This is a genomic window from Myroides odoratimimus, assembly GCF_038039805.1.
GTDB classification, from domain to species: domain Bacteria; phylum Bacteroidota; class Bacteroidia; order Flavobacteriales; family Flavobacteriaceae; genus Flavobacterium; species Flavobacterium odoratimimum_B.
On sequence record NZ_JBBPHK010000015.1, the window covers coordinates 81,384 to 105,337 of the forward strand.

20 protein-coding genes and 1 pseudogene are annotated in these 23,954 nt (G+C 33.6%); 15 read left to right on the plus strand and 6 right to left on the minus strand.

The features are described 5' to 3' along the window. Positions 1-381 precede the first annotated feature (381 nt). The 5 genes from thrS to AABL85_RS12045 all read left to right on the plus strand — a co-directional run bounded on the left by thrS (position 382) and on the right by AABL85_RS12045 (position 4,272). Entirely contained in the window at positions 382-2,334 is a 1,953-nt protein-coding gene (thrS, locus tag AABL85_RS12025; protein ID WP_341310272.1) for a threonine--tRNA ligase, read from the plus strand. A 105-nt stretch (positions 2,335-2,439) separates the two neighbouring features. Next, positions 2,440-2,934: a translation initiation factor IF-3 gene (gene infC / locus AABL85_RS12030; protein WP_217645600.1), complete on the plus strand. Its 495-nt coding sequence runs from the start codon at positions 2,440-2,442 to the stop codon at positions 2,932-2,934. A 54-nt stretch (positions 2,935-2,988) separates the two neighbouring features. Then, positions 2,989-3,186: a 50S ribosomal protein L35 gene (gene rpmI / locus AABL85_RS12035; RefSeq protein ID WP_016361612.1), complete on the plus strand. Its 198-nt coding sequence runs from the start codon at positions 2,989-2,991 to the stop codon at positions 3,184-3,186. Between the two features lie 105 nt (positions 3,187-3,291). Next, positions 3,292-3,636 (plus strand): 50S ribosomal protein L20, encoded by a 345-nt coding sequence (gene rplT, locus AABL85_RS12040; RefSeq protein ID WP_155093124.1) that lies wholly within the window; start codon positions 3,292-3,294, stop codon positions 3,634-3,636. A 114-nt stretch (positions 3,637-3,750) separates the two neighbouring features. Next, on the plus strand, positions 3,751-4,272 hold the full coding sequence (locus AABL85_RS12045) for a class IV adenylate cyclase (RefSeq protein ID WP_341310273.1): 522 nt from the start codon (positions 3,751-3,753) through the stop codon (positions 4,270-4,272). A 92-nt stretch (positions 4,273-4,364) separates the two neighbouring features. Here the strand turns inward: AABL85_RS12045 and AABL85_RS12050 are convergent, their stop codons facing one another. Next, the gene (locus AABL85_RS12050; RefSeq protein WP_006259285.1) at positions 4,365-5,054 is read right to left on the minus strand and encodes a cell division ATP-binding protein FtsE; all 690 of its coding nucleotides are present in this window, start codon (positions 5,052-5,054) and stop codon (positions 4,365-4,367) included. A gap of 447 nt (positions 5,055-5,501) precedes the next feature. On the opposite strand from AABL85_RS12050, the gene AABL85_RS12055 reads away from it, so the two are divergent. The 10 genes from AABL85_RS12055 to AABL85_RS12100 all read left to right on the plus strand — a co-directional run bounded on the left by AABL85_RS12055 (position 5,502) and on the right by AABL85_RS12100 (position 19,490). Further along, positions 5,502-5,846, plus strand: coding sequence for a CidA/LrgA family protein (locus tag AABL85_RS12055; protein ID WP_341310274.1), 345 nt, complete (start codon positions 5,502-5,504; stop codon positions 5,844-5,846). Continuing rightward, the gene (locus tag AABL85_RS12060) at positions 5,843-6,541 is read left to right on the plus strand and encodes an LrgB family protein (protein WP_341310275.1); all 699 of its coding nucleotides are present in this window, start codon (positions 5,843-5,845) and stop codon (positions 6,539-6,541) included. Before AABL85_RS12055 ends, AABL85_RS12060 begins: the two co-directional genes overlap by 4 nt. A gap of 269 nt (positions 6,542-6,810) precedes the next feature. Continuing rightward, the gene (locus AABL85_RS12065; RefSeq protein WP_341310276.1) at positions 6,811-9,834 is read left to right on the plus strand and encodes a tetratricopeptide repeat protein; all 3,024 of its coding nucleotides are present in this window, start codon (positions 6,811-6,813) and stop codon (positions 9,832-9,834) included. Between the two features lie 24 nt (positions 9,835-9,858). Further along, entirely contained in the window at positions 9,859-11,622 is a 1,764-nt protein-coding gene (locus AABL85_RS12070) for a TonB-dependent receptor (protein ID WP_341310277.1), read from the plus strand. A 169-nt stretch (positions 11,623-11,791) separates the two neighbouring features. Next, entirely contained in the window at positions 11,792-12,244 is a 453-nt protein-coding gene (locus AABL85_RS12075; protein ID WP_341310278.1) for a hypothetical protein, read from the plus strand. A 154-nt stretch (positions 12,245-12,398) separates the two neighbouring features. Beyond that, positions 12,399-14,339: a DNA topoisomerase (ATP-hydrolyzing) subunit B gene (gene gyrB, locus AABL85_RS12080; protein ID WP_341310279.1), complete on the plus strand. Its 1,941-nt coding sequence runs from the start codon at positions 12,399-12,401 to the stop codon at positions 14,337-14,339. 76 nt (positions 14,340-14,415) lie between these two features. Continuing rightward, positions 14,416-15,345 carry a malate dehydrogenase gene (locus AABL85_RS12085; RefSeq protein WP_341310280.1) on the plus strand — a complete coding sequence of 310 codons (930 nt, stop codon included), beginning with the start codon at positions 14,416-14,418 and terminating at the stop codon, positions 15,343-15,345. A gap of 143 nt (positions 15,346-15,488) precedes the next feature. After that, positions 15,489-18,479 (plus strand): protein translocase subunit SecDF, encoded by a 2,991-nt coding sequence (gene secDF, locus AABL85_RS12090; RefSeq protein ID WP_341310281.1) that lies wholly within the window; start codon positions 15,489-15,491, stop codon positions 18,477-18,479. 213 nt (positions 18,480-18,692) lie between these two features. Continuing rightward, complete coding sequence (locus AABL85_RS12095; protein ID WP_341310282.1) at positions 18,693-19,262, plus strand: hypothetical protein; 570 nt, start codon at positions 18,693-18,695, stop codon at positions 19,260-19,262. 39 nt (positions 19,263-19,301) lie between these two features. Continuing rightward, positions 19,302-19,490 (plus strand): DUF4177 domain-containing protein, encoded by a 189-nt coding sequence (locus AABL85_RS12100; protein ID WP_341310283.1) that lies wholly within the window; start codon positions 19,302-19,304, stop codon positions 19,488-19,490. 40 nt (positions 19,491-19,530) lie between these two features. Here the strand turns inward: AABL85_RS12100 and lgt are convergent, their stop codons facing one another. From lgt to AABL85_RS12125, 5 genes and pseudogenes are all read right to left on the minus strand, one after another. Then, the gene (gene lgt / locus AABL85_RS12105; RefSeq protein ID WP_341310284.1) at positions 19,531-20,463 is read right to left on the minus strand and encodes a prolipoprotein diacylglyceryl transferase; all 933 of its coding nucleotides are present in this window, start codon (positions 20,461-20,463) and stop codon (positions 19,531-19,533) included. A gap of 162 nt (positions 20,464-20,625) precedes the next feature. Continuing rightward, entirely contained in the window at positions 20,626-20,850 is a 225-nt protein-coding gene (gene yidD, locus AABL85_RS12110; RefSeq protein WP_006259273.1) for a membrane protein insertion efficiency factor YidD, read from the minus strand. A 199-nt stretch (positions 20,851-21,049) separates the two neighbouring features. Further along, positions 21,050-22,528 (minus strand): cysteine--tRNA ligase, encoded by a 1,479-nt coding sequence (cysS, locus tag AABL85_RS12115; protein WP_341310285.1) that lies wholly within the window; start codon positions 22,526-22,528, stop codon positions 21,050-21,052. A gap of 17 nt (positions 22,529-22,545) precedes the next feature. Further along, the gene (gene folE, locus AABL85_RS12120; RefSeq protein ID WP_121965587.1) at positions 22,546-23,217 is read right to left on the minus strand and encodes a GTP cyclohydrolase I FolE; all 672 of its coding nucleotides are present in this window, start codon (positions 23,215-23,217) and stop codon (positions 22,546-22,548) included. Between the two features lie 241 nt (positions 23,218-23,458). Continuing rightward, positions 23,459-23,677 (minus strand): annotated as a pseudogene (locus AABL85_RS12125) (hypothetical protein); the annotation flags it as partial. Between the last annotated feature and the right edge of the window lie 277 nt (positions 23,678-23,954).

The following is a 23,954-nucleotide window of genomic DNA, read 5'->3' on the forward strand; positions in this document are numbered from 1 at the left end:
TGGTAATGAATAAAAAAAGTGTATATTATTTACTAGAAATACAAGCCTCGTAGGTAGATTACGTTAATAGGGGATAGATGTGATGAGTGTTTATAGTCAGTTTGACAAATGTTAATCTAGATAAGTGTTTTATGACGATTTAAATAAAGAAGAAGAATCTTAGTCTAATGTATTTGGATATAGAAGTATGTTTGTATTTTTAATTAGAGATAAGAGTGAAATCTTAAAAATAGAGGGATTAATAAAATCTTGTTTTTTAGCAGAGTAGACCTATAGAGCACAAACTTTTTTGTACTGTTAAAAAAAATGAGTTAAGAGTGGCTAATTGTTGCGATTCTATGGTAAAACACGTATATTTGCATTTTATTTTTTAAAATTATTATGATAAAAATTACATTACCAGACGGTTCAGTGAAAGAGTTTGCTTCAGGCGTAACTCCTTTCGATGTTGCAAAAAGTATAAGCGAAGGTTTAGCTAGAAATATTATTTCTGCAAACTTCAATGGTACCACCATCGAAACCACGACACCTATGACCACGGATGGTAGTCTAGTTTTATATTCATGGAATGATGATGAAGGGAAAAAAGCTTTTTGGCACTCTACTTCACACGTAATGGCGCAAGCTTTACAAGATTTATATCCTGGAATCAAGTTAACAATAGGGCCAGCTATCGCTAATGGATTCTATTATGACGTAGATTTCATGGACTATAAAGTGACAGATGCTGACTTTAAGAAAATAGAGGATAAGGTTTTAGAGATAGCACGTGGGAAGCATGATTTTACAATGCGTTCTGCTACTAAGGCTGAAGCTTTAGAGTTTTATAAAAAAGAAGAAAATCCTTATAAAGTTGAGTTAATAGAGAACCTAGCTGATGGTACGATTACTTTCTGTGATCATGATACTTTTACAGACTTATGTCGTGGAGGTCATATTCCTAATACAGGAATTATTAAGGCATTTAAGGTATTATCTATTGCTGGTGCATACTGGAGAGGAGATGAGAAGAATAAACAATTAACTCGTGTTTATGGTATTTCATTCCCTAAACAAAAGGATTTGACTGAGTATTTAGCTTTATTAGAAGAGGCTAAAAAACGTGATCACCGTAAATTAGGTAAAGAGTTAGAATTGTTTACATTCTCTCAAAAAGTAGGACAAGGGTTGCCATTATGGTTGCCAAAAGGTGCTGCATTAAGAGATAGATTAGAGCAGTTCTTGCGTAAAGCACAGAAGAAAGCTGGATATGAGCAAGTAGTTACTCCTCATATTGGGCAAAAAGAACTATATGTTACTTCTGGACACTATGCAAAATATGGAGCAGATAGTTTCCAACCAATTAATACTCCAGTAGAGGGAGAGGAGTTCTTGTTAAAACCGATGAACTGTCCTCACCACTGTGAGATATACAATGCAAAACCATGGTCTTATAAAGATTTGCCTAAGCGTTTTGCTGAGTTTGGAACAGTGTATCGTTATGAGCAATCAGGAGAATTACACGGATTGACTCGTGTAAGAGGATTTACTCAGGATGATGCACATATTTTCTGTACACCAGAGCAATTAGATGAAGAGTTTAAAAAAGTAATTGATTTAGTGTTATATGTATTCGGATCATTAGGATTTGAGAACTTTACAGCACAAGTATCAGTACGTGATTTAAGTAACCCTGATAAGTATATCGGTAGTGTAGAGAATTGGGAAAAAGCTGAGAACGCTATTATCAATGCAGCTAAAGATAAAGGACTAAATTATGTGATCGAGAGTGGAGAAGCTGCTTTCTATGGTCCTAAGTTAGACTTTATGGTAAAAGATGCATTAGGTAGAAGCTGGCAGTTAGGAACCATTCAGGTAGACTATAACTTACCAGAGCGATTTGAGTTAAGTTATAAAGGATCAGATAATGAGTTGCATCGTCCAGTGATGATCCACAGAGCACCATTTGGTTCTATGGAGCGTTTTATAGCGATACTTTTAGAGCATACAGGAGGTAATTTCCCACTATGGTTAATGCCAGAGCAGGCTATAATCCTGTCTTTGAGTGAGAAATATGAAAAATATGCCGAAAAAGTTTTAAATTTGCTAGAAAATAGCGAAATTCGCGCGCTGGTAGATAACCGTAATGAGACTATCGGTAAAAAGATTAGAGAAGCTGAAGTACAAAAATTCCCTTACATGTTAATTGTAGGAGAAGATGAAGAGAAAAACGGTACGATTTCTGTAAGAAGACACGGTGATTCTGGTAAATCTAATCAGACAATGAAGATAGAAGATTTTATCGCTCAAGTACAAGAGGAGGTAAATAGTTCTATTAAACAATTTGGAGAGTAAAAATAGTATAACGCTTGGTGAACAAGCACAAAAAATTTTATAGCCATAGCAATAAGACAAAACAGAGGAAGAAATCCTCGCGAAGAAAAGAAAGATGCGCATAGAATTAATAATGCCATCCGCGTTCCTGAAGTTCGTCTTGTAGGAGACAACGTCGAAACAGGTGTATATAAACTTGCTGACGCAATGCGTTTAGCAGAGGAGTTAGAATTGGATTTAGTAGAGATTTCACCAAATGCTGAACCTCCTGTTTGTAAAATTACTGATTACAACAAATTCCTTTACGAACAGAAGAAGCGTGAAAAAATGCTAAAGGCTAAATCGACTCAAATCACTGTAAAAGAGATTCGTTTCGGTCCTCAAACAGATGAGCACGATTATGAGTTCAAAAAGAAGAATGCAATGAAATTCTTGAAAGAGGGTTCTAAGCTAAAAGCGTTTGTATTCTTTAAAGGACGTTCGATTATTTATAAAGATCAAGGACAAATCTTATTATTAAGATTAGCTCAAGATCTTGAGGAATTCGGGAAAGTGGAAACTATGCCAGTTTTAGAGGGTAAACGTATGACTATGTTTATCGCACCTAAAAAGAAAAAATAGTATTTAAGTATATTAAGATAGTTAAGTAAGATAATCATTAATACCTAGGAAATAATGCCTAAAATGAAAACTAAATCTAGTGCTAAGAAACGTTTCAAGTTGACTGGTTCTGGAAAAATCAAAAGAAAACACGCTTTCAAAAGTCACATTTTGACTAAAAAATCTAAAAAGCGTAAATTAGCTTTAACACACTCTGGATTAGTGTCTAAAGCAGATACAAACAGTATCAAAGATCAATTAAGATTAATCTAATCTTAATTCCGGTTAAAATAATTTAATAACCCTGGAGTGGAGCAAATGAAAGTTTAGAAGTGTTTGAAATATAACCGCCCACTACAAAAAACACATTTTTAAGAAATGGCAAGATCAGTAAACTCAGTAGCTTCAAGAGCAAGAAGAAAAAGAATTTTGAAGCAAGCCAAAGGATTCTTTGGAAGACGTAAAAACGTTTGGACAGTAGCTAAAAACGCGGTAGAAAAAGCAATGGTATATGCTTACCGTGATAGAAAACAAAAGAAAAGAAACTTCCGTTCATTATGGATCATGCGTATCAACGCTGGTGCTAGATTACACGGAATGAGCTATTCTCAATTCATGGGTAAAATCAAAGCTAACAATATCGAATTGAACCGTAAAGTTCTTGCAGATTTAGCTATGAATCACCCAGAAGCTTTCGCAGCTATCGTTAATAAAGTAAAATAATAAACGTTTGTCAAATCTGATTTATCTTACTTAATATATTTAAAAGCCTTACTGTATGCAGTGAGGCTTTTTTATTTTAATCGTTTATATTTGCTAGAACCTAAAAAGAGAGAGATGGAATTACAGAATGTGGAATTTAAAGCTTGTGTAGCTGATTTAGATAGCATAGAAGATAAATTAAAAGGAATAGAGCTCGTTCTAGAAGGAGTTTATAGACAAGTAGATACTTATTATAATGCTCCTATAGGAAGAGTTAAGTTGCGTGAATATGGAGAGTTTAGTTCTCTGATTTATTATGATAGAAAAAATGGAGAAGAAGCGAAAAGCTCAGATGTTATTTATTATAAGCATGAGAACAATCCAGCATTAGGCGCGATATTAGAATTACAGTTTGGTATAAAAGTGAAGGTGTCTAAAATACGTAAGGTTTTAAAGTATAAGAATGTAAGTATTCACCTGGATCAGGTAGACGGATTGGGGTGCTTTGTTGAAGTAGAGGCTTGTAATGTTGGGGTAGAAAGGGGAGTAGACTTAAAACAGCAATGCGATGATTTCTTCAAGTTGATGGAGTTGACTAAAGAGGATTTAGTAGCGGTATCGTATAGTGATCTAATTCTTCAGTTGAACGAAAAATAATGCTAACTTATCTTTTACTCTTTATTAATATAGAGTAGACAGAGTTATGATAATAAAAAAGACTATCGATGCTGATAGTCTTTTTTTGTATATTAATTTTGAGATGTTCTGTGTACTACTTCGAATAGGGTACCATCATCACATTTTAATGTTTTAGCGGGGAATTTTAACAACAATGCATAATCATGTGTTACCATGATGATCGTTCTACCATTCTTGTTAATTTTAAGTAGAAGTTCCATTACTTCAGCACTAGTCTGAGGATCTAAGTTACCTGTTGGTTCATCAGCTAGGATTAGATCAGGATCATTTAGTAATGCTCTGGCTATAGCAATACGCTGTTGTTCTCCTCCTGATAGTTGATGAGGCATTTTTTCGATATGCGCTAACATATTTACATTGTCTAATACTTCGTGTATTTTTCTATCCATCGCTTCTTTTTCTGACCATCCAGTTGCTTTTAAAGCAAAGTGTAGGTTTCCATAAACCGTTCTGTCAGGAAGTAGTTTAAAGTCTTGGAAGACGATACCTAGCGATCTTCTTAGATATGGAATATCTTTTTCTTTTAGAGTCTTCAAGTCGTAGTCTACGATAGAACCTTCACCTACTTCTAAAGGAAGGTCTGCGTACAGTGTTTTCATAAAACTACTTTTACCAGCACCTGTCTTTCCGATTATATATAAAAATTCTCCCTTATTTACTTCTAAGTTAACATTAGAAAGTACTTTATGTTTGTTCTGGTAGATATCAACTCCTTGTAGGGATAAAACTGTTTTAGACATAATAATCGTGTATTTTGTGGTAAAAATACTAAGATAAACAATAATAAAGTATAGTTGAACTGAAAATATCTATATCTAATGTAGTTTTTAAGAAAAAAAGTACTTAAGGTCTTATTATGGGGAACTATGATATAAAATTAAATGGTGTAATAAGTGGTTAAATCAAAAGGAGAGATCTGATATAGACCTCTCCTTTTGTTCTAACTAACCAATTTAACTTATATCTTATTTACATATTTTTCTTTTTGTTTACATGACAAAATTGCTCTAATTTTTTGAATATAAGATTAACTAAAAGTTACTAAAAAGCTAAGTGATTGGTTCTTTTTTGTTGTTTAAATTATTTCTGTTGGTTCGATGTGTAATTGTTAAATAATTTATTTTTATCTGTTTTGGTTCTTTTGAAGGAATTGTATTTAGTAATTTTGTGATAAATATTTAAACAAAATGAATTTAATTAAGCAGGTAGCAATCGTAATAGGTTGTCTAGCCTTTGGAGAGTTAGTGGTGTATCTCACAGGATTAAAATTACCATCAAGCATCATAGGTCTAATCACATTATGGACAATGTTAAAAATGAGGTGGGTAAAAGTAGAATCAATAGGTGGTATTACTAATTTCTTAATTAAAAACATGGGGATATTCTTCGTTCCGCCCTGTGTGGCTATGTTGAATTATTTTGGAATTCTTAGTCGATCGATTGTACCTATTGTAGTTGCTACGCTTGTGAGTACAGTGATTGTGATTTTTGTAACTGGATTTACTCATCAATTATTAAGAAGAAAGAAATGAATTTTTTAGCCAATCCAACATTTTTATTATTCCTTACTTTAGCTTTATACGCTTTAGGAATATCTTTAAGTGAAAAGAAAAAATGGATTATATTTAATCCTATTATTTTATCAATGGTTATCTTGATGGGGTATTTGTATTTTTTAGAAATACCGTATCAAAATTATGAAGAGGCAGGTAAGTATATAGATTTCTTTCTGAAGCCATCGATTGTTGCCTTGGCAGTTCCTTTATATGTGCAGTGGGAAAAGATTAAAAAGCAATTGATTCCAATTCTTATTAGTCAATTAATTGGATGTGTTGTAGGGGTAGTGTCAGTAGTGATATTAGCTAAGATGACAGGCGCAGATCAAGAGATTATCTTATCACTTGCTCCTAAGTCAGTTAGTACGCCTATAGCTCTAGAAATATCTAAGTCTGTTAATGGTATTCCGTCAGTAACTGCCGCTGCTGTTATGATAGCGGGAATCTTTGGTAGTATGGTGGGATTCAAGGTGCTTAACCTTACCCGAATAAGCAATCCGATGTCACAAGGAATAGCTATGGGGACTTCTTCTCATGCTATGGGAACAATGAAGGCAATGGAGGTGAGTAATAAGTATGGTGCTTTCGCAAGTGTAGGAATGATTTTTAATGGAATTTTTACTGCTGTATTAGCTCCTGTTATTCTTGGTCTGCTATCCGGTTATCTGTAATGAATACTTTTTTATATGATCCCAATTCTTAAGAATTGGGATTTTTTATGCCAAGGAGTATTGTTTTGGTATGTTTTTTACTATTTCTTGTTGAATGCGATTTATTAAAGGTCAAAAGACAAGATTTATTATGTTTTTTTATTGCTGTGGAAGAGGTGTAATTTCAATTTAAATATATTTTTGATAATATTTAGGGCAATATATTGCTGAAAAATAAGTTTAAAAGAGTATAAAATGATATATTTGACGTTATATAAAACTGAATGGAAATGCACAAAAATAATAGGTTAACTTTATTAACTCTTGCACTGGGGAGTATAACTGCAAGTGCTCAACAATCAGCTGCTTATGTAGAAAGATTAGCTGATTATAATCATGCTGTAGCATTGTATAATGAGGAACAATATTTAGCTGCACAATTATTATTCACGAAAGTAAAACAAGCTCATTTAGGTGAGAATACGGAAGTAGAGGCTGATTGTGCTTATTATATCGCATATTGTGCAATTAAACTAAATCAAGAAGGAGCTGAAGATAAGATCGATGAGTTTGTGAAGAAATATCCTACTAGTTCTAAGCAAAATCAGGCTTATGTAGAAGTTACAGATTATTATTTCAGCAAAGGGGATTTTCCTAAAGCGATGCAATACGCTGCTAAAGTAAAAGAAAATGCAATTACTAATGAGAAGAAGTTAGATCGTTTTAACTTTCAGAAAGGATATAGCTACTTCTATACAAAAAATAAAAAAGAAGCAGAGCGTTATTTAAAGAAAGTTAATACTCGTGGTGAGTGGGGAGAGCAAGCAACTTATTACCTTGGATATATTGCTTATGACTCAGATAATTTTGACGATGCAAAAAAATTGTTTGATAAAGTAGAAACTAAGTCTTCTTACCAAGAGAAAATGGGATACTATCAAGCAGACATGAGTTTTAAGACAGGGAACTTTCAAACAGCTATAGAACAAGGAACTTCTCAAATGGCAAAAGCGACTCCACAAGAGAAATCAGAGTTGTCTAAAATAGTTGGGGAGAGTTACTTTAACTTAAAGCAATATGATAAAGCGCTACCTCATTTGTTAGCTTATCAAGGTAAAGGAGGGAAGTGGAGTAATACTGATTTCTATCAATTGGGGTATACTTATTATAAATCAAAAGATTACCCTAAAGCTATTGAGCAGTTTAATAAAATTATCAGTGGCGATAATGGTATTGCACAGAATGCATATTACCACTTAGGAGAGAGTTACCTTCAAACGCATAAGAAGACACAAGCTTTAAATGCTTTTAAGAATGCTTCTGAAATGCGTTTTGACGCAGGTATCCAAGAAGATGCTTTCTTAAATTATGCGAAACTTAGTTATGATATCGGGAATGCTTATGAGAGTACACCTGCGGTATTAAATGCTTATATTAGTAAATATCCTAATTCGTCTTACCGAGGAGAAATAGAGGGGTTGTTAATCGACTCATACGTTTCTTCTAAAAACTATAAAGAGGCTTTAGTTCTATTAGAAAAGAATCGTTCTGTAGGAAATAAAGAAGTGTATCAACAAGTGACATTCTTGCGTGGTCAAGAATTGTTCAATGAAGGGAATTATAAGGAAGCATTAAGTCTTTTTGATAAATCTCTAGCAGAGAAACAGAATTTGAAATATACTGCAAAGGCACAATATTGGAAAGGAGAGACGTTGTTTTATTTAAATGACTTTAATGAATCTATTGTTCAGTTCAAGGCGTTTGATCAAAACACGGCTTCTAAAGGTTTGTCTGAACGTAAGAATTTATATTATAATCTAGCGTATTCGTATTTTAAATTAAAAGAGTATACAACTGCAGCAGAATATTTTAAAAAATATACTGAAGAAACGCCTAAAGACGAGGCTCGTCTTCTAGATGCTTATTTGAGACAGGGAGATTGTAACTTCGTGACAGGGAAGTATTGGCCTGCAATGGAGGCATATAATAAAGTTATTGAGGCAAATAGAGTTGATGTAGAATATGCACGTTTTCAAAAGGCGATTAGTTATGGTTTTGTAGATCGTAACTCTCGTAAAATAGAAGACTTAACGAAGTTTGTGAAAGATTATCCTACTTCTAACTTGGCTGATGATGCGCAATATGAGATAGGGGTAACTTACGATGTCATGAATCAAAGTCAGAAGGCTTTAAGTGCTTTTGATAAGATGTTGAAAGATTATCCTACTTCAAGCTATAAGGCTAGAGCTATCTTGAGACAAGGATTGATCAATTATAACGATAATAAACCAGATCAAGCTTTAGCTAAATTTAAACAAGTGGTAAAAGAATCTCCAGAGTCTTCTGAAGCTATTGAAGCGGTTCAAAATGCCAGACTAATTTATGTGGATAATGGTAAGGTAGATGAGTATGCTGCATGGGTTAAAGGGCTTTCTTTTATTCAAGTAACCGATGCAGAACTAGATAAAGATACTTACGAGTCAGCTGAAAAACAGTATATCCAAAATAATACACAATCGGCTATAGACGGATATGAGAAATATCTAAAAAGCTTCCCGACAGGACAGAAGGCGTTACAAGCTCATTTCTATTTAGGACAAATGTATTTTGCTGAAAATAATGTAGAGAGGGCTACAAGTCATTATGAAACAGTAATCTCTAAGGATAAGAATGAGTTCTCAGAGATTTCTCTTGCTCGTTTAGCTGAAATTTATTTGAAAAGTAAAAATACTGCTAAGGCTATAACCACTTTAAAACGTTTAGATGCAGAGGCTGCACAAGAACAGAATGTAGTATTTGCCAAGTCTAATCTTATGAAGTTGTTCTATGAGCAAAATAACTATAGTGAGGCCCTTCAATATGCTGAAGCTGTATTAAAAATGGCTAAAACAGATAATAAAGTAAAAGGTGATGCACAAATAGTTATTGCTAGAACGGCTATGGCTACTAATGATGAAGCTAAAGCTAAGAAAGCATATCAAGAGGTATTGAAAATAGCAAAAGGAGAATTAGCTGCGGAGGCAATGTATTATGATGCTTATTTTAAGAATAAAGAGGCTAAATATGAAGCGTCTAATGAAAGTGTACAGAAATTAGCAAAAGAGTATTCAGGCTATAAGTATTATGGTGCTAAAGGATTAGTATTGATGGCTAAGAACTTCTATCAATTAAAAGATAGTTATCAGGCTACTTATATTCTAGAGAGTGTAACTAAGAACTTTACTGATTACCCAGATGTGGTAAAAGAAGCTAAAGATGAACTTCAAAAAATAACAGCACAAGAGGCTAAGCGAAACTCTTCGATTGCTCAATAATTTTTTAATATAGAAGATATTATAATGAACAATAAGAATATATATACAATATTATCTGTTTTAACTCTAGGGGGAATAGCAGGTTATGCACAGGATAAAAATACAGAAGCTAATAAGTTAGGTACTGAAGTGGTGAATGTAGTAAGAGCTTATGATGCAACAATTTCAGATGCTTTTAAAGTTCGTACTACAGCGAATAATGACGATGAGACAACAGGTAATAAGAAGGATGTAATTTATACTATTAGCTCTTTTCCTGTAGCATCTACTTTTGTGCCAGAGAAAGGAAAAGCTGCAGAGGTAGAAAGAACAAGTAGGCTGAAAAGCTTTAATAACTACGCTCTTTTTTCTGCTGGTAATTATACTAACCTGAATGGTGAGGTGTTCTTAAGTCAACACTTAAATAAGAATAGCTTTTTAGCAGGGTATGCAAGTCACTTCTCTTCTCAAGGAGGAATTAAGAATTTGCTTTTAGACGATAGTTTCTCTAATACAAAAGGAGGTTTAGTTTATGGTGGACAATTAAAGAATTTTGGTTGGACGGTAGAAGCAGGTGCTAGGTACCAATTGAGTAATTATTATGGATTACCAATAAAACAAATCGACTTTAATCAAGGGGATATTTCTGGAATAGATGAATCTCAACACTATAAGAATGTTTTTGTAAATGGAGCTTTAGAGTTTAGAAATAGTCCTTTTACAGGATTGGATTTTAGATATGATTATTTTTGGGATGATTTTGGAACAGTAGAGAATCGTTTTAAGATTAGACCAAACGTAAAAACAGCTTTAGATTTAGGGGAATTGAATGTTGGAGTTGTTGTTGATTATGTAGGAACGTCATATAAAAACTCGTTTATAGGTGAGACGACGAAGTATAATCATTTAAATCTTGGGGCGCAACCTAGTCTTACATTTAGAGATGATAACTATTCTGTACAAGTAGGAGTGGGTGTCTTCTTTAACAATGGAGAATTAGCTGGCAAATCAGAGAATAATTTTTATATCTATCCTCAGGTTAAGGCTTCTTATGATTTAGTTCCTGGATTATTAGTTACTTATGCAGGAATAGAAGGAGGGTTACAACAGAACTCTTTTCAACAGTTTTCAGAAGAGAATCCTTTCATTTCTCCAGATATTCTAATTACACCTACAGATAAGAAGTATGATATTTATCTAGGATTAAAAGGAAAATTAGATAATAATATCTCTTATAATATTAAAGGTTCTTATAAAAGAGAGAAAGACAAAGCTATGTTTTTGCACAATGAATATACTTTGAATAGAAGTAGAATACCATATATGTTTGGCAACTCATTTGGGGTGCAATATGGAGATGTGAAGACATTAAATTTATTTGGTGAATTGCGTTTTGATTTTGAAGAGAACGTTTCTATAGGAGTCCATGGAGAGTATAATAACTATAATACAAATTCTTTAGAAGCTTGGAATTTGCCTAAAGTTAAAGCAGGTGCTGATTTTAAATTTGATTTTACAGAACAGTGGTTTGCAGGAGTGGATGTGTTTTATGTAGGTAAGCGTAAGGATGTTTTTGTAATTGATTCTACAGGACTTATAGGTGACTATAATACTTGGGAAGATCCGACTGTAGTAGATGTAAAAGATTATGTTGATTTAAATATGAAAGTAGGGTATCGACCAACTAAGAATTGGACTTTATTCTTAAAGGCAAATAACCTGTTTAATCAGAAATATAATCAATGGGATAACTTTAAGGCACAAGGTGTACAAATAATGGGAGGAGCAATGTATAAATTCGATTTTTGAGATTTTGTAATCAGAAAAAAAGCTAAAAATTGATAATTTATGACTAAAAATCGCTAAAACATGCACAATACTGTTTTTTTTCAATGATTAATAACTTACTTTTGTCGTTACAAACAACAAAACATGTATTTTCTTTCGATTTCGCAAAGAAAGAAATTTTAAAGACGTAATGATGACATTAAAAAAGAAGTTAAAAACAATTTGTTTAGAACGGTTAAATGACAAGGTGGAAGCGTTGCAAGGAATTGTAGAAGATTTGACAATCGACGCGCAGAACGACGCCAAAAGTTCTGCTGGTGACAAACACGAGACAGGCTTATCAATGATGCATTTAGAACAAGAAAACTTGAGTAAAAAAATTTTAGAAAACATAACTATGCGAGATATAGTTGCTAAAATAGATGATGAAAAAGTGAGTTCTGTAGTAGAATTTGGAAGTCTAGTACAAGTAAATTCAGTTTATTTATTTTTCTCAGCAGCGTTGCCGAAAATTGTCTTAGATGACCGTTCTGTATTAGCCGTTTCTATGGATGCTCCAATCGCCAAGGAGTTATTAGGAAGAAAAGTACATGAGAGATTTACATTTAATAATTGTGAATTTACAATTCATGAATTAATGTAAGAGTTCTTTATAAAAAAGTGTAAAACGCAGGTGTGAAAACATCTGCGTTTTTTTGTTTTTTATTTCTAATAGATATGTATTTTAGGCTTGTTTAGAGTTGATAAAGTCTTTGATAATTGTTATATTTGTACGTTAGATATTTTAGATTATTATTATGAGCCAAGAAACAAATAAGAATAATTATTCAGCGGATAGCATTCAAGCTCTTGAGGGAATGGAACACGTAAGGATGCGTCCTTCGATGTATATTGGTGATGTAGGAGTAAGAGGATTACACCATTTAGTATATGAAGTGGTTGATAACTCAATTGATGAGGCTTTAGCTGGTTATTGTGATACAATAAGCGTTACTATAAATGAGGATAACTCTATTACTGTAGAAGATAATGGACGTGGTATCCCAGTAGACATCCACAAAAAAGAAGGAGTGTCTGCTTTAGAAGTAGTAATGACAAAGATTGGTGCTGGTGGGAAGTTTGACAAGGATTCTTATAAAGTATCTGGAGGTCTTCACGGAGTAGGGGTATCGTGTGTGAACGCATTATCTGATTTGTTAAGAGCAACTGTTTATCGTGAAGGTAAAATTTACGAACAAGAATATTCGCGTGGTAAAGCTTTATTTCCAGTAAAAGTTATTGGTGAAACAGATAAACGAGGAACATCGGTTACATTTAAACCAGACCATACTATTTTTACGCAAACTCTTGAGTATTCGTATGACACTTTAGCTGGACGTTTAAGAGAATTATCTTTCTTAAATAAAGGACTTAAGATAACACTTACAGATAAGCGAGTTATTGAAGACAACGGTGAAGTAAAAAATGAAGTATTCTTCTCAAAAGAAGGGTTAAAAGAGTTTATCAAATTCTTAGATGGTAGTCGCGTGCCAATTATTGAAGATGTAATCTCAATGGAACTTGATAAAGGAGAAATTCCTGTGGAAGTTGCATTAGTTTATAATGATACTTATGCAGAGAATATTTATTCTTACGTGAATAATATTAATACGCATGAGGGAGGAACACACTTACAAGGGTTCCGTATGGGGCTTACTAGAACATTGAAGAAATATGCAGATGCTTCAGGAATGTTAGATAAGCTTAAGTTCGAGATTACAGGTGATGACTTTAGAGAAGGATTGACTGCAATTGTTTCTGTAAAGGTAATGGAGCCTCAATTCGAAGGGCAAACAAAGACAAAACTTGGAAATAGAGAGGTTGTATCTCCTGTGAGTCAGGCAGTAGCAGAAATGCTAGAGAACTACTTAGAGGAACATCCAAATGATGCTAAGATTATTGTTCAAAAAGTTATTTTAGCTGCTCAGGCTAGACATGCTGCTAAGAAAGCACGTGAGATGGTTCAACGCAAGACTGTTATGGTCGGTGGGGGACTACCTGGAAAGTTATCTGACTGTTCTGAACAAGACGCTTCTAAATGTGAAGTATTCCTAGTGGAGGGAGACTCTGCGGGAGGTACTGCAAAACAAGGACGTGATCGTAACTTTCAAGCAATTCTACCATTAAGAGGTAAGATTCTTAACGTAGAAAAAGCAATGGGGCACAAAGTATTCGAAAACGAAGAGATTAAGAATATCTTTACTGCTTTAGGTGTTACGATAGGAACAGAAGAGGATAGTAAAGCATTAAACCTTGAGAAATTACGTTATCATAAAGTAGTAATCATGTGTGATGCCGATGTGGACGGTAGCCACATCGCAACGTTGATTTTAACTTTCTTCTTCCGTTATATGAGAGGGTTAATAGAGAATGGATATGTTTATATTGCTACACCACCATTATATATGGTTAAAAAAGGGCAACGTAAAGAATATGCATGGACAGATGAAGAGCGTCTTGAGTTAATGGAAAAAATGGGAAGTGGATCAAGTGTTCAGCGTTATAAAGGTCTTGGAGAGATGAATGCTGAGCAATTGTGGGATACTACAATGAATCCAGAACATAGAATTCTTAGACAAGTAACAATAGATAGTTTACAAGAGGCAGATAGAGTATTCTCTATGTTGATGGGAGATGAAGTTCCACCACGTAGAGACTTTATTGAGAAAAATGCTACTTATGCTAAAATTGATGCTTAGTATTTAAATATGTAAAATTATAAAGGTCAAGCATATTATATGCCTTGACCTTTTTTTAATAAAAAGATATAAAGTTATGAAAGTTACAATTATTGGAGCAGGAAATGTTGGGGCTACATGTGCTGACGTTATTGCTAATAGAAGAATCGCGAGTGAAGTAGTTTTAGTTGATATTGCAGAAGGATATGCAGAAGGTAAAGCAATGGATATCATGCAATGTGCATCTAACTCTAAATTTGATACTATTGTTAAGGGAAGTACTAATGACTATAGTTTAATAGCTAATAGCGAGGTGGTAGTAATTACTTCTGGAATTCCAAGAAAGCCAGGAATGACTCGTGAAGAATTAATTGGTACTAATGCATCTGTAGTAAAGTCAGTTATGGAAAGTGCTTTAAAATACTCTCCTAATGCTATTTTCGTGATAGTGACTAACCCTCTTGATACAATGACTCTAGCAGCTTTAAAAATATCAGGTTTAGATCGTAAGAAAGTAATAGGAATGGGAGGAGCTTTGGATTCATCTCGTTTTAAATATTTCTTATCTCAAAAACTTAACAAGCCTGTTGGAGATATTGAAGGTATGGTAATTGGAGGACATGGGGACACTACAATGATTCCATTAATTAGATTAGCTACTTATAAAGGTATTCCTGTAAGTGAAATGTTATCAATAGAAGAACAAGAGGAAGTTTGTAAGTCAACAATGGTTGGTGGAGCTACTCTAACGAAGTTATTAGGTACTTCTGCTTGGTATGCACCAGGAGCAGCTGTAGCTAATGTTGTGGATAGTATCTTAAATGATTTTAAAAAGTTAATCCCTTGTTCTGTATATTTACAAGGTGAATACGGGCAAGAAGGATTGTGTATAGGAGTTCCTTGTGTAATTGGAAAAGGTGGAATAGAAGAGATTGTAGAATTAAAATTAAATGAAGCGGAATCTCAGAAGTTCACGGATAGTGTAAATGCTGTTAGGGATACAAATAAGGAATTAACAATTGAATAGTAAAAGATTGTTTAATTGTTAAAATATATGTAATAGAAAAAAGCTCTTTTTGCTGATATTCTTAGCCAAAGAATTGCTTAATCATTGTCTATATCATATATTTGCTCGTTTTAAAAAAAGTAAATAATTAATTTTTAGTAATAATGCAAAACAAAGGACTCGTTAAATTTTTTGCAATTATCTTTGCATTGGTAAGTATTTACCAACTGTCATTTACCTTTGTTACCAACCATTATGAGGATAAAGCGAAAGCTTTTGCTGGTGGAGATTCGACAAAAGAATTACAATACCTTGATTCAATTGGTAACCAAACGGTATTTTTAGGACAAACATTCAATGAAGTGAGAGCTAAGCAAATCAATAAAGGATTAGACTTAGAAGGAGGGATTAATGTTACGTTGCAAATATCAATCAAAGACATTTTAAAAGGTTTAGCTAATAATTCAAAGAACGCTACGTTCAATAAAGCGTTAGCAGAAGCTGAATCACAAAGACAAGGTAATCAAAGTTACTTAGATGCTTTTTACACTGCTTTTGATAAAGAATCAAAAGGAAATGTAAAATTAGCATCGGCAGATATTTTTGCAAACAGAAACTTAAGTGAGATTACTGTTGGAATGTCTGATAGCCAAGTAAAGTCTATCTTAGATAAAAAAGTAAAAGAATCTATAGAGAGTGCTTACCGTGTATTCAGAGAGCGTATCGACAAGTTCGGTGTTTCTCAGCCAAATATTCAAATGTTAGGGGATACAGGGCGTATCTTAGTTGAGCTTCCAGGAGCAAAAGACGTAGATCGTATTAAAAATTTATTACAAAGTACTGCTCAGTTAGAGTTTTGGGAGACTTATAAAGTAGACGAAATAGGTAACTATATCATGGCTGCTAATGAGTACTTAAAAACAACTGAAAAGCAAGCTAATCAAAAAGAGACTGCTACTGATAATACAACTACTAACTCAGATGTTGAAGCATTGTTAGGTACTGTAGCTAAAGACTCTATGGGGAATGCAGCTAATAAAGAGTTTAATCCTTTATTAGATTTATTCGCAATGGGTGGACAACAAGGAAGCCCAATCTTAGGGTATTTCCAAACGAAAGATACTGTTAAAGTAAATGCTTATTTAAACAGAGCTGATGTACGTAACTTATTACCTGCTGATCAAAAATATGCTCGTTTTGCATGGGGGAAACCAAGTAAAAAAGCACCAGATTTAGTAGAGTTATATGCTTTAAAAACAAATAGAGAAGGTATTCCTCCTTTAAGTGGAAGTGTTATTACTGGTGCTCAAGATGAGTATGATCAATTTAGCCGTCCTGTTGTAGGAATGACAATGAGTCCTAAAGGAGCTAAAGTATGGGAAGAGTTAACAGGAAAAGCTTATGCAGAGCATTCTAATATTGCTATTGTATTAGATAATATTGTTTATTCAGCTCCAGGTGTTACTAGTGGACCTATCTCTGGTGGTAGATCTTCTATCTCAGGTGACTTTACTGTTGCTGATGCAAAAGACTTAGCGAATATCTTACGTGCTGGTAAATTACCTGCAGGTGCGGATATCGTTCAATCTGAAATTGTAGGACCATCATTAGGACAACAAGCTATTGATGCTGGTATGTTGTCAGCTGTGGCTGGTTTAATTATTGTAGCTGCTTGGATGGCTTTCTACTATGGTAGAGCTGGATGGTATGCTAATATTGCTTTATTAGCAAACTTATTATTCTTATTCGGAATCCTTGCTAGTTTAGGTGCTGTATTGACATTACCTGGTATTGCGGGTATTGTATTAACAATGGGTACTGCGGTGGATGCGAATATTATTATTTCTGAACGTGCAAAAGAGTGTTTACGAAAAGGAATGAGCCTTGCCGATACGATTAAAGAATCTTATAGTTGGCATGGTGCTATGCGTCCGATTGTTGATGCTAACGTTACTCATATCTTAACAGGGGTAATCTTATTTGCTTTTGGTTCAGGACCTATTAAAGGATTCGCTACAACATTGTTAATCGGTATTGCTACTTCATTATTTACTTCAATCTTTATCGCTCGTATCTTTATGGATAGAGACGTTAAAGCTGGTAGATCTTTAGCATTCTGTACAAATATTACTAAAAACTGGTTCACAAACTTCCATTTTGATTTCTTAAAAATGAAGAAAGCTACTTATGGTTTATCGTTAATCATTGTAGTGGTTTCTTTTGCTTCATTTGCAATCAACGGATTTGACCAAGGAACTGACTTTGTTGGAGGTAGAACATTCCAAGTTAAGTTTGATAAAGAGGTGACTGCTAACGAAGTAAGTGATAAGCTTGGAGAAGTATTTGGAGTAAACGTTGAAGCGAAAGTATTTGGAAATAAAGAACAGTTAAAACTTACTACTAAATATAAAGTAGAAGAGGAAGGTGCTGCAGTTGACCAAGAAGTAAACGAAATGTTATACGAAGGGTTAAAAGGGTACTATTCATCTCCTATGTCTTATGAAGAGTTCGTTAATGCTACTGAAGGAAAAACATTAGGAGTTATTCAAGCTTCTAAAGTTGGACCAAGTATGGCTAAAGACGTTAAACAGAATGCATATTGGGCTGTATTAGGGTCTATGGCAGCTATCTTTATTTACTTAGTTATTTCTTTCAGAAAATGGCAGTATTCATTAGGAGCTATTGTTTCTGTTGCGCATGACGTTATCTTCGTATTAGGTATTTACTCATTGACATATAAGTTTATGCCATGGCATATGGAGATTGACCAGCATTTCATTGCTGCAATCTTAACTGTTATTGGTTACTCTATGAATGATACCGTGATTGTATTTGACCGTGTACGTGAGTACATTGCAGGTAAAACAAAAGGTGATTTCAATAAAATCGTTAATGATTCAGTAAATACTACATTATCGAGAACTATTAATACTTCGCTTACTTTAATCCTAGTATTATTAATCATGTTCGTATTCGGAGGGGATTCAATTAGAGGATTTATCTTTGCGATGTTAATCGGTATTATTGTAGGTACTTATTCTTCATTATTCTTAGCTACTCCAGTATTAGTGGATACTATGCCAAGAAAAGATAAAGAAGAAATCGAAAGAAGACATAAAGAAGCTCAAGAAGAAATGTTAGTGGAGAAAAACTAATTCTTTCTTAGAACTTGTATTTATATGAAAAGCCACTCCCTTATGGAGTGGCTTTTTTTATTACCTCTATCATGTACAGTATATTTGATAAATTATTATGTATATTTTGTCTTATTAATAGCTGTAATTTTACACTATGAAAAGACAATAAAAATTGCTAGTAAATAGAGGAGGTAGATTTTATTAATTATTAAAAAGTATAGTATCAAATATATGATTAGAACTATTCTTATGTATGGTATCGGATATTTAATTCTTGTGATGCTAATTGTGATGGTCATGCCTGTATCTTCAAGTGTAATGATTATGGTATTATCATTGGCAACGTGGTTATTGGGCAGTGTAATTCTTTATCAAGTATTAAAACGTAAAAGGCTTTATAGTAATACGTCCAATAGTCATAAATCACAAATGAAGACTTTTATAGATCCAGTAGATTTAAGTGATTATAAGAAGATTTCATCTAAAGTACCATTATTCTTTAAGAGTGCAGTAAGTGATATCGAGTTATACTTTAGTTCAAATAGCTTATGTATAGTTTTTCCTAACGATGATAAAGCATATTATCCCTTAGAAGCTATTGTAGAGCTAAGACGTACAAGTACAAGAATTGCAAATTCGTCAGTTTGGAGTATTTCTATTAGTAAGGATGAAGAGGTAATGACCTATTCCTTTATCCATAATATGCGCTTGTGGAATAAGGATTTTAGAGTCTTTTATAGTTTACTATTAGAAGTAAATCCAACGGCAGTAAAATCAAAGTGTAATTGGTTAAGTATATAATAGAAAAAGATTATCTTAGAATGAATTAATTACAATATTATGAAACGATTTGAATACAAAACAATTGAAGTAGTGACTAGTGGATTCTTTGCAAAAATGGAAATGAAGGAGACTGATGATACACTAAATGATCTAGGAAGTCAAGGATGGGAGCTAGTGTCTACAGTCCCTTGTACTATGGGGAGTACAACACAAAGAATCTATTATACTTTTAAGAGAGAAATATAAAAAAAGAGAGCTAATCAATCTAGATTAGCTCTCTGTATATTTATGATTCGTATACTCTATTCTTGGCAGTAACCCATAAGTAAATCCCAACGATGATAAATGGAATACTTAACCATTGCCCTGTTGATAGAATATTGCCTAGTTGATCTTCAAAACCTCCTTGACTTTCTTTCATATATTCTACTATAAATCTCACCATCCACAGTAGTACTAAGAACACTCCAAAGATATAACCTAACTTTTTGCGTGCATCTGTCTTCCAGAACATATAGTAAACAATTATGAAGACAAGTATATATCCAAAAGCTTCATATAGTTGAGTAGGGTGTTTAGCTACCACTAGGTTTAAAGCTTCTGCAAATTGTGGGTTGTGAGCTATCGCATCATAAGCTTGGTTATAATCAGGTATTCCTGTAATCTCCATTGCTTCTCTAGGAGAGAATTTATCTCTTAAAAATCGAATACCTAAAGCATTCGTGGTTTCGTGTCCTATAATTTCTGAGTTAAAGAAGTTCCCTAAACGAACAAAAACTCCTCCTATTGCCACAGGGATAATGACTCTATCTAGAATCCAAAGTACAGGTTTTTGAATAATCTTTTTACTGTAAAAATACATAACAGTGATAATAGCAATAGCAGCACCATGACTTGCTAATCCACTAAAACCAACGATTTCAAACTTAGGTGTGAAACGCACTGGTGATATAATCTCAAATAAGTGGTCTTTATAGTAATCCCAATCGTAGAAGAATACATGTCCTAGACGAGCTCCTATTAAAGTTGCTAATACAGTATAGATAAATAATTTGTCTAGTTTTTCAACACTTAGTCCTTCGCGGTCATATATTTTTTTCATTAAGTACCATCCTAAACCGAATGCGATTACAAACATAAGACTGTAATATCTCAGTTTAATAAATCCTAAATCTAGCCCTTCTGATGGGTTCCAAATCATATGTAATGAATGTATCATAGTTTTTTATACTGTTAGATGATAAATGTATGAAATAATCTTTATTCTCAAAAGAGTAATTGTGGTTTACACCCAAGAGTACTTCATTGTTTTTTGTTTTCTATTTCAGTTACCAGTTCTCTGTGTTGCGTTCTCCAGTTCCTAGTTTACCTAAATTAAGTATTAAGGCACTGGATCATATCCTTTACCTCCCCATGGTCCACAACTAGCAATTCGTTTTATAGCTAACCAACCACCTTTAAAAAGTCCATGTTTTTTTAGCGCCTCTAAGGTGTATTGTGAACAAGTAGGGCTGTATCGACAAGCAGGAGGGAAGAATGGTGAAATAGCCAGCTGATAAAAACGGACTAATATTACAAATGGGAATATTAATATTTTCTTTAGCATAGTATTAGAAATATGAAAGTGTACAAATGTACGATGAGTTTAATTATAGCGCTAAAAGTAAGAATTTCTTGGTTAGAAATAGGTAGAATTAAACAGTTTTAGCAAGACGATTTTATAATCAAAGAGTATTAACTTAACTATTGTAGATGAGGTATATATAAAAAAAGAGGTTATCCATAGAATAACCTCTTTTGTGTATTTATAGAGAGAAGGAAGTACCTTCTTTACCATCTTTTAGCTGAATACCGATTTTAGCTAGTTCATCTCGAATGTGGTCAGACATAGCGAAATCTTTATTTGCTCTAGCTTCATTACGCATTCCGATAAGCATATTGACTACACCTTCTAGTTTTTCGTTATTAGCACTTGCTGTTTCAGTGTTTTCTAAACCTAATACATCAAATACAAATGCGTTCATGCTGTGAATTAAAGTATCTAAATCTGTAGCCGAAATAGTTTCTTTATTATCCTTAATCAGGTTAATAAACTTAACTGCTTCAAATAAGTTTGCAATTAAAATCGGACTGTTAAAGTCATCATTCATTGCGTCATAGCACGATTGTCTCCATTTTGCAATATCAACAGAAGAGTTGCTAGAAGTTTTCAAATCTTTTAGAGATTTAATAGCCTCCATTAATCTTTGGTATCCTCTTTCAGATGCTAATATAGCATCATCAGAGAAGTCTAGGATACTTCTATAGTGTGCTTGTAAAATAAAGAATCTTGCTACAGCAGGAGCAAACCCTTTGCTAAGGATATTGTTCTCGCCAGAGAATAATTCATCAGGAAGAATATTATTCCCTGTAGATTTAGCCATTTTCTTACCGTTTAGCGTAAGCATATTAGCATGCATCCAGTAGTTTACAGGTGAGTTACCTGTAGAAGCTTCATTCTGTGCAATCTCACATTCGTGGTGTGGGAATTTTAAATCCATTCCACCTCCGTGTATATCGAAGTGTTTACCTAAGTATTTTGTACTCATAGCAGTACACTCTAGATGCCATCCAGGGAATCCATCTCCCCATGGAGAAGGCCATCTCATGATATGCTGAGGCTCTGCATTTTTCCAAAGTGCAAAGTCCAGTGGATTGCGCTTGTCAGATTGTCCATCTAAGTCTCTTGTATTAGATAACATATCTTCTATCTTACGACCACTTAATATTCCATAGTTATGTGACTGATTGTATTTCTCTACATCGAAGTACACAGATCCGTTCACTTCATAAGCAAAACCATTGTTGATGATCGCTTGTATGATTTCTATTTGCTCGATGATATGCCCAGTAGCCGTTGGTTCAATGCTAGGAGGGAGGTTATTGAACTGTTTTAGAATATTGTGAAAGTTCAAAGTATATTTCTGAACTATCTCCATTGGTTCTATCTGCTCAATACGTGCTCTTTTAGCGATTTTATCTTCTCCTTCATCTACATCGTCTACCATATGTCCTACGTCAGTAATATTACGAACGTAACGCACAGCATACCCTAAGTGTTTTAAATAACGATATACCAAGTCAAAAGATATAAAAGTACGACAGTTCCCAAGGTGTACATAGTTGTAGACTGTTGGTCCACATACATACATTCCCACTTTACCCTCATGGATAGGTTTGAAAACTTCTTTCTCTCCAGTGATGGAGTTGTACATTTTTAATTGCTGTTCTTGATATAAAGGCATAATATAATTTGTAATGTTTAGAACTTAGTCTCTAATTGAATATAGTTTAAGAACTCTTTACGAACGTTCTCATCTTGGAATTTTCCTCCGAACTCAGCAGTAACAGTACTACTTTCGATATCGCGGATTCCTCTTGAGTTTACACATAAGTGTTTTGCATCGATGATACATGCCACATCTTCTGTGTTTAATACACGTTTTAATTCATTTACAATCTGAATTGTTAAACGCTCTTGTACTTGTGGTCTTTTTGCATAAAAATCAACGATACGGTTCATTTTAGAAAGCCCCACTACGGTACCATTAGAAATGTAAGCTACGTGAGCACGCCCAACGATAGGAAGTAAGTGATGTTCACAAGTAGAATAAACTACAATGTTCTTTTCTACCAACATCTCGTTGTATTTATATTTATTGTCAAATGTAGAAGCGCTTGGCTTTTTAGCAGGATTTAATCCTCCAAACATCTCTTTTACAAACATTTTAGCTACACGGTTAGGCGTTCCCTTAAGACTGTCATCTGTCAAGTCTAATCCTAAAGTGTTTAAAATGCTTTCTACATCTTTTTTTATAGATTCTATTTTTTGATCATCTGTAAGGTCAAATGCGTCACTTCTAAGTGGAGTTGCATCACTAGATGCGATGTGGTTGTCTCCCATTTCATCGTGAAACTTTTCGTCTGTATTCATTCTATTTCTTTTTAATACATATTGTTATAACTCGCTACAAATATAAATAATAATTATAGATAAACTCTGACACTTATTTATAAATAATCTAGCTCTAAGTGCTGGAATTAGTTAAAGTTTATACTTCTGTTTTCTTGAGTGTAGAAGTGATTGTAAAACTGATGTCAATTATAATTTATTAGATGATGTAATGAGTCGCATTATTAAAACTGTATTCTTTACATTTCAATATCATATAGCTTTAAAAATCATCAGCAAACCACTCTTCTTCTAGATCATCATCTTCATCATGTATTGTATTTGTATTGAGTTGAAGTCTATCTATAAAGTTTTCAAAACTATTCGCTATCAGATATAAACTATTAGTAGGTAAATCATCATGAGCATAATAATAGATACTTCCATTAGGCATATTGATTAAGATATAATCTCCAGGGGGGCCTTCTACAAATACATAATAATGATTTGGATATAGTGTAGTATATTAAAATTAACGAGTACAGCTATCTAAAGCATATCATACATCTCCACTCGTTAGGGTTATGGATTTAAAGAGTGACTTACTGTGAATTAACCTCTGGTATCTCACTCTCTCTGTTTCTCCTCAGCCTTCAGTGCTTCTAAGATAGAGCGCGCTTCATAGACCACACCTTCATGCGCATTATCACTAGAAGGCAAAGGCTCTCTAGACTTTATTTCTTTTATGATTTTCTTTCTGACTTGACGGATGAGTCCAG

Bases quoted from the DNA above. Each gene is read 5' to 3' on its own strand.
- AABL85_RS12070 (WP_341310277.1), top strand. From the start codon at position 9,859: ATGAACAATAAGAATATATATACAATATTATCTGTTTTAACTCTAGGG.
- AABL85_RS12085 (WP_341310280.1), top strand. From the start codon at position 14,416: ATGAAAGTTACAATTATTGGAGCAGGAAATGTTGGGGCTACATGTGCT.
- rpmI (WP_016361612.1), top strand. From the start codon at position 2,989: ATGCCTAAAATGAAAACTAAATCTAGTGCTAAGAAACGTTTCAAGTTG.
- AABL85_RS12065 (WP_341310276.1), top strand. From the start codon at position 6,811: ATGCACAAAAATAATAGGTTAACTTTATTAACTCTTGCACTGGGGAGT.
- AABL85_RS12075 (WP_341310278.1), top strand. From the start codon at position 11,792: ATGATGACATTAAAAAAGAAGTTAAAAACAATTTGTTTAGAACGGTTA.
- cysS (WP_341310285.1), bottom strand. From the start codon at position 22,528: ATGCCTTTATATCAAGAACAGCAATTAAAAATGTACAACTCCATCACT.
- gyrB (WP_341310279.1), top strand. From the start codon at position 12,399: ATGAGCCAAGAAACAAATAAGAATAATTATTCAGCGGATAGCATTCAA.
- AABL85_RS12050 (WP_006259285.1), bottom strand. From the start codon at position 5,054: ATGTCTAAAACAGTTTTATCCCTACAAGGAGTTGATATCTACCAGAAC.
- yidD (WP_006259273.1), bottom strand. From the start codon at position 20,850: ATGCTAAAGAAAATATTAATATTCCCATTTGTAATATTAGTCCGTTTT.
- AABL85_RS12055 (WP_341310274.1), top strand. From the start codon at position 5,502: ATGAATTTAATTAAGCAGGTAGCAATCGTAATAGGTTGTCTAGCCTTT.
- rplT (WP_155093124.1), top strand. From the start codon at position 3,292: ATGGCAAGATCAGTAAACTCAGTAGCTTCAAGAGCAAGAAGAAAAAGA.
- AABL85_RS12095 (WP_341310282.1), top strand. From the start codon at position 18,693: ATGATTAGAACTATTCTTATGTATGGTATCGGATATTTAATTCTTGTG.
- folE (WP_121965587.1), bottom strand. From the start codon at position 23,217: ATGAATACAGACGAAAAGTTTCACGATGAAATGGGAGACAACCACATC.
- lgt (WP_341310284.1), bottom strand. From the start codon at position 20,463: ATGATACATTCATTACATATGATTTGGAACCCATCAGAAGGGCTAGAT.
- AABL85_RS12060 (WP_341310275.1), top strand. From the start codon at position 5,843: ATGAATTTTTTAGCCAATCCAACATTTTTATTATTCCTTACTTTAGCT.
- secDF (WP_341310281.1), top strand. From the start codon at position 15,489: ATGCAAAACAAAGGACTCGTTAAATTTTTTGCAATTATCTTTGCATTG.
- thrS (WP_341310272.1), top strand. From the start codon at position 382: ATGATAAAAATTACATTACCAGACGGTTCAGTGAAAGAGTTTGCTTCA.
- AABL85_RS12100 (WP_341310283.1), top strand. From the start codon at position 19,302: ATGAAACGATTTGAATACAAAACAATTGAAGTAGTGACTAGTGGATTC.
- AABL85_RS12045 (WP_341310273.1), top strand. From the start codon at position 3,751: ATGGAATTACAGAATGTGGAATTTAAAGCTTGTGTAGCTGATTTAGAT.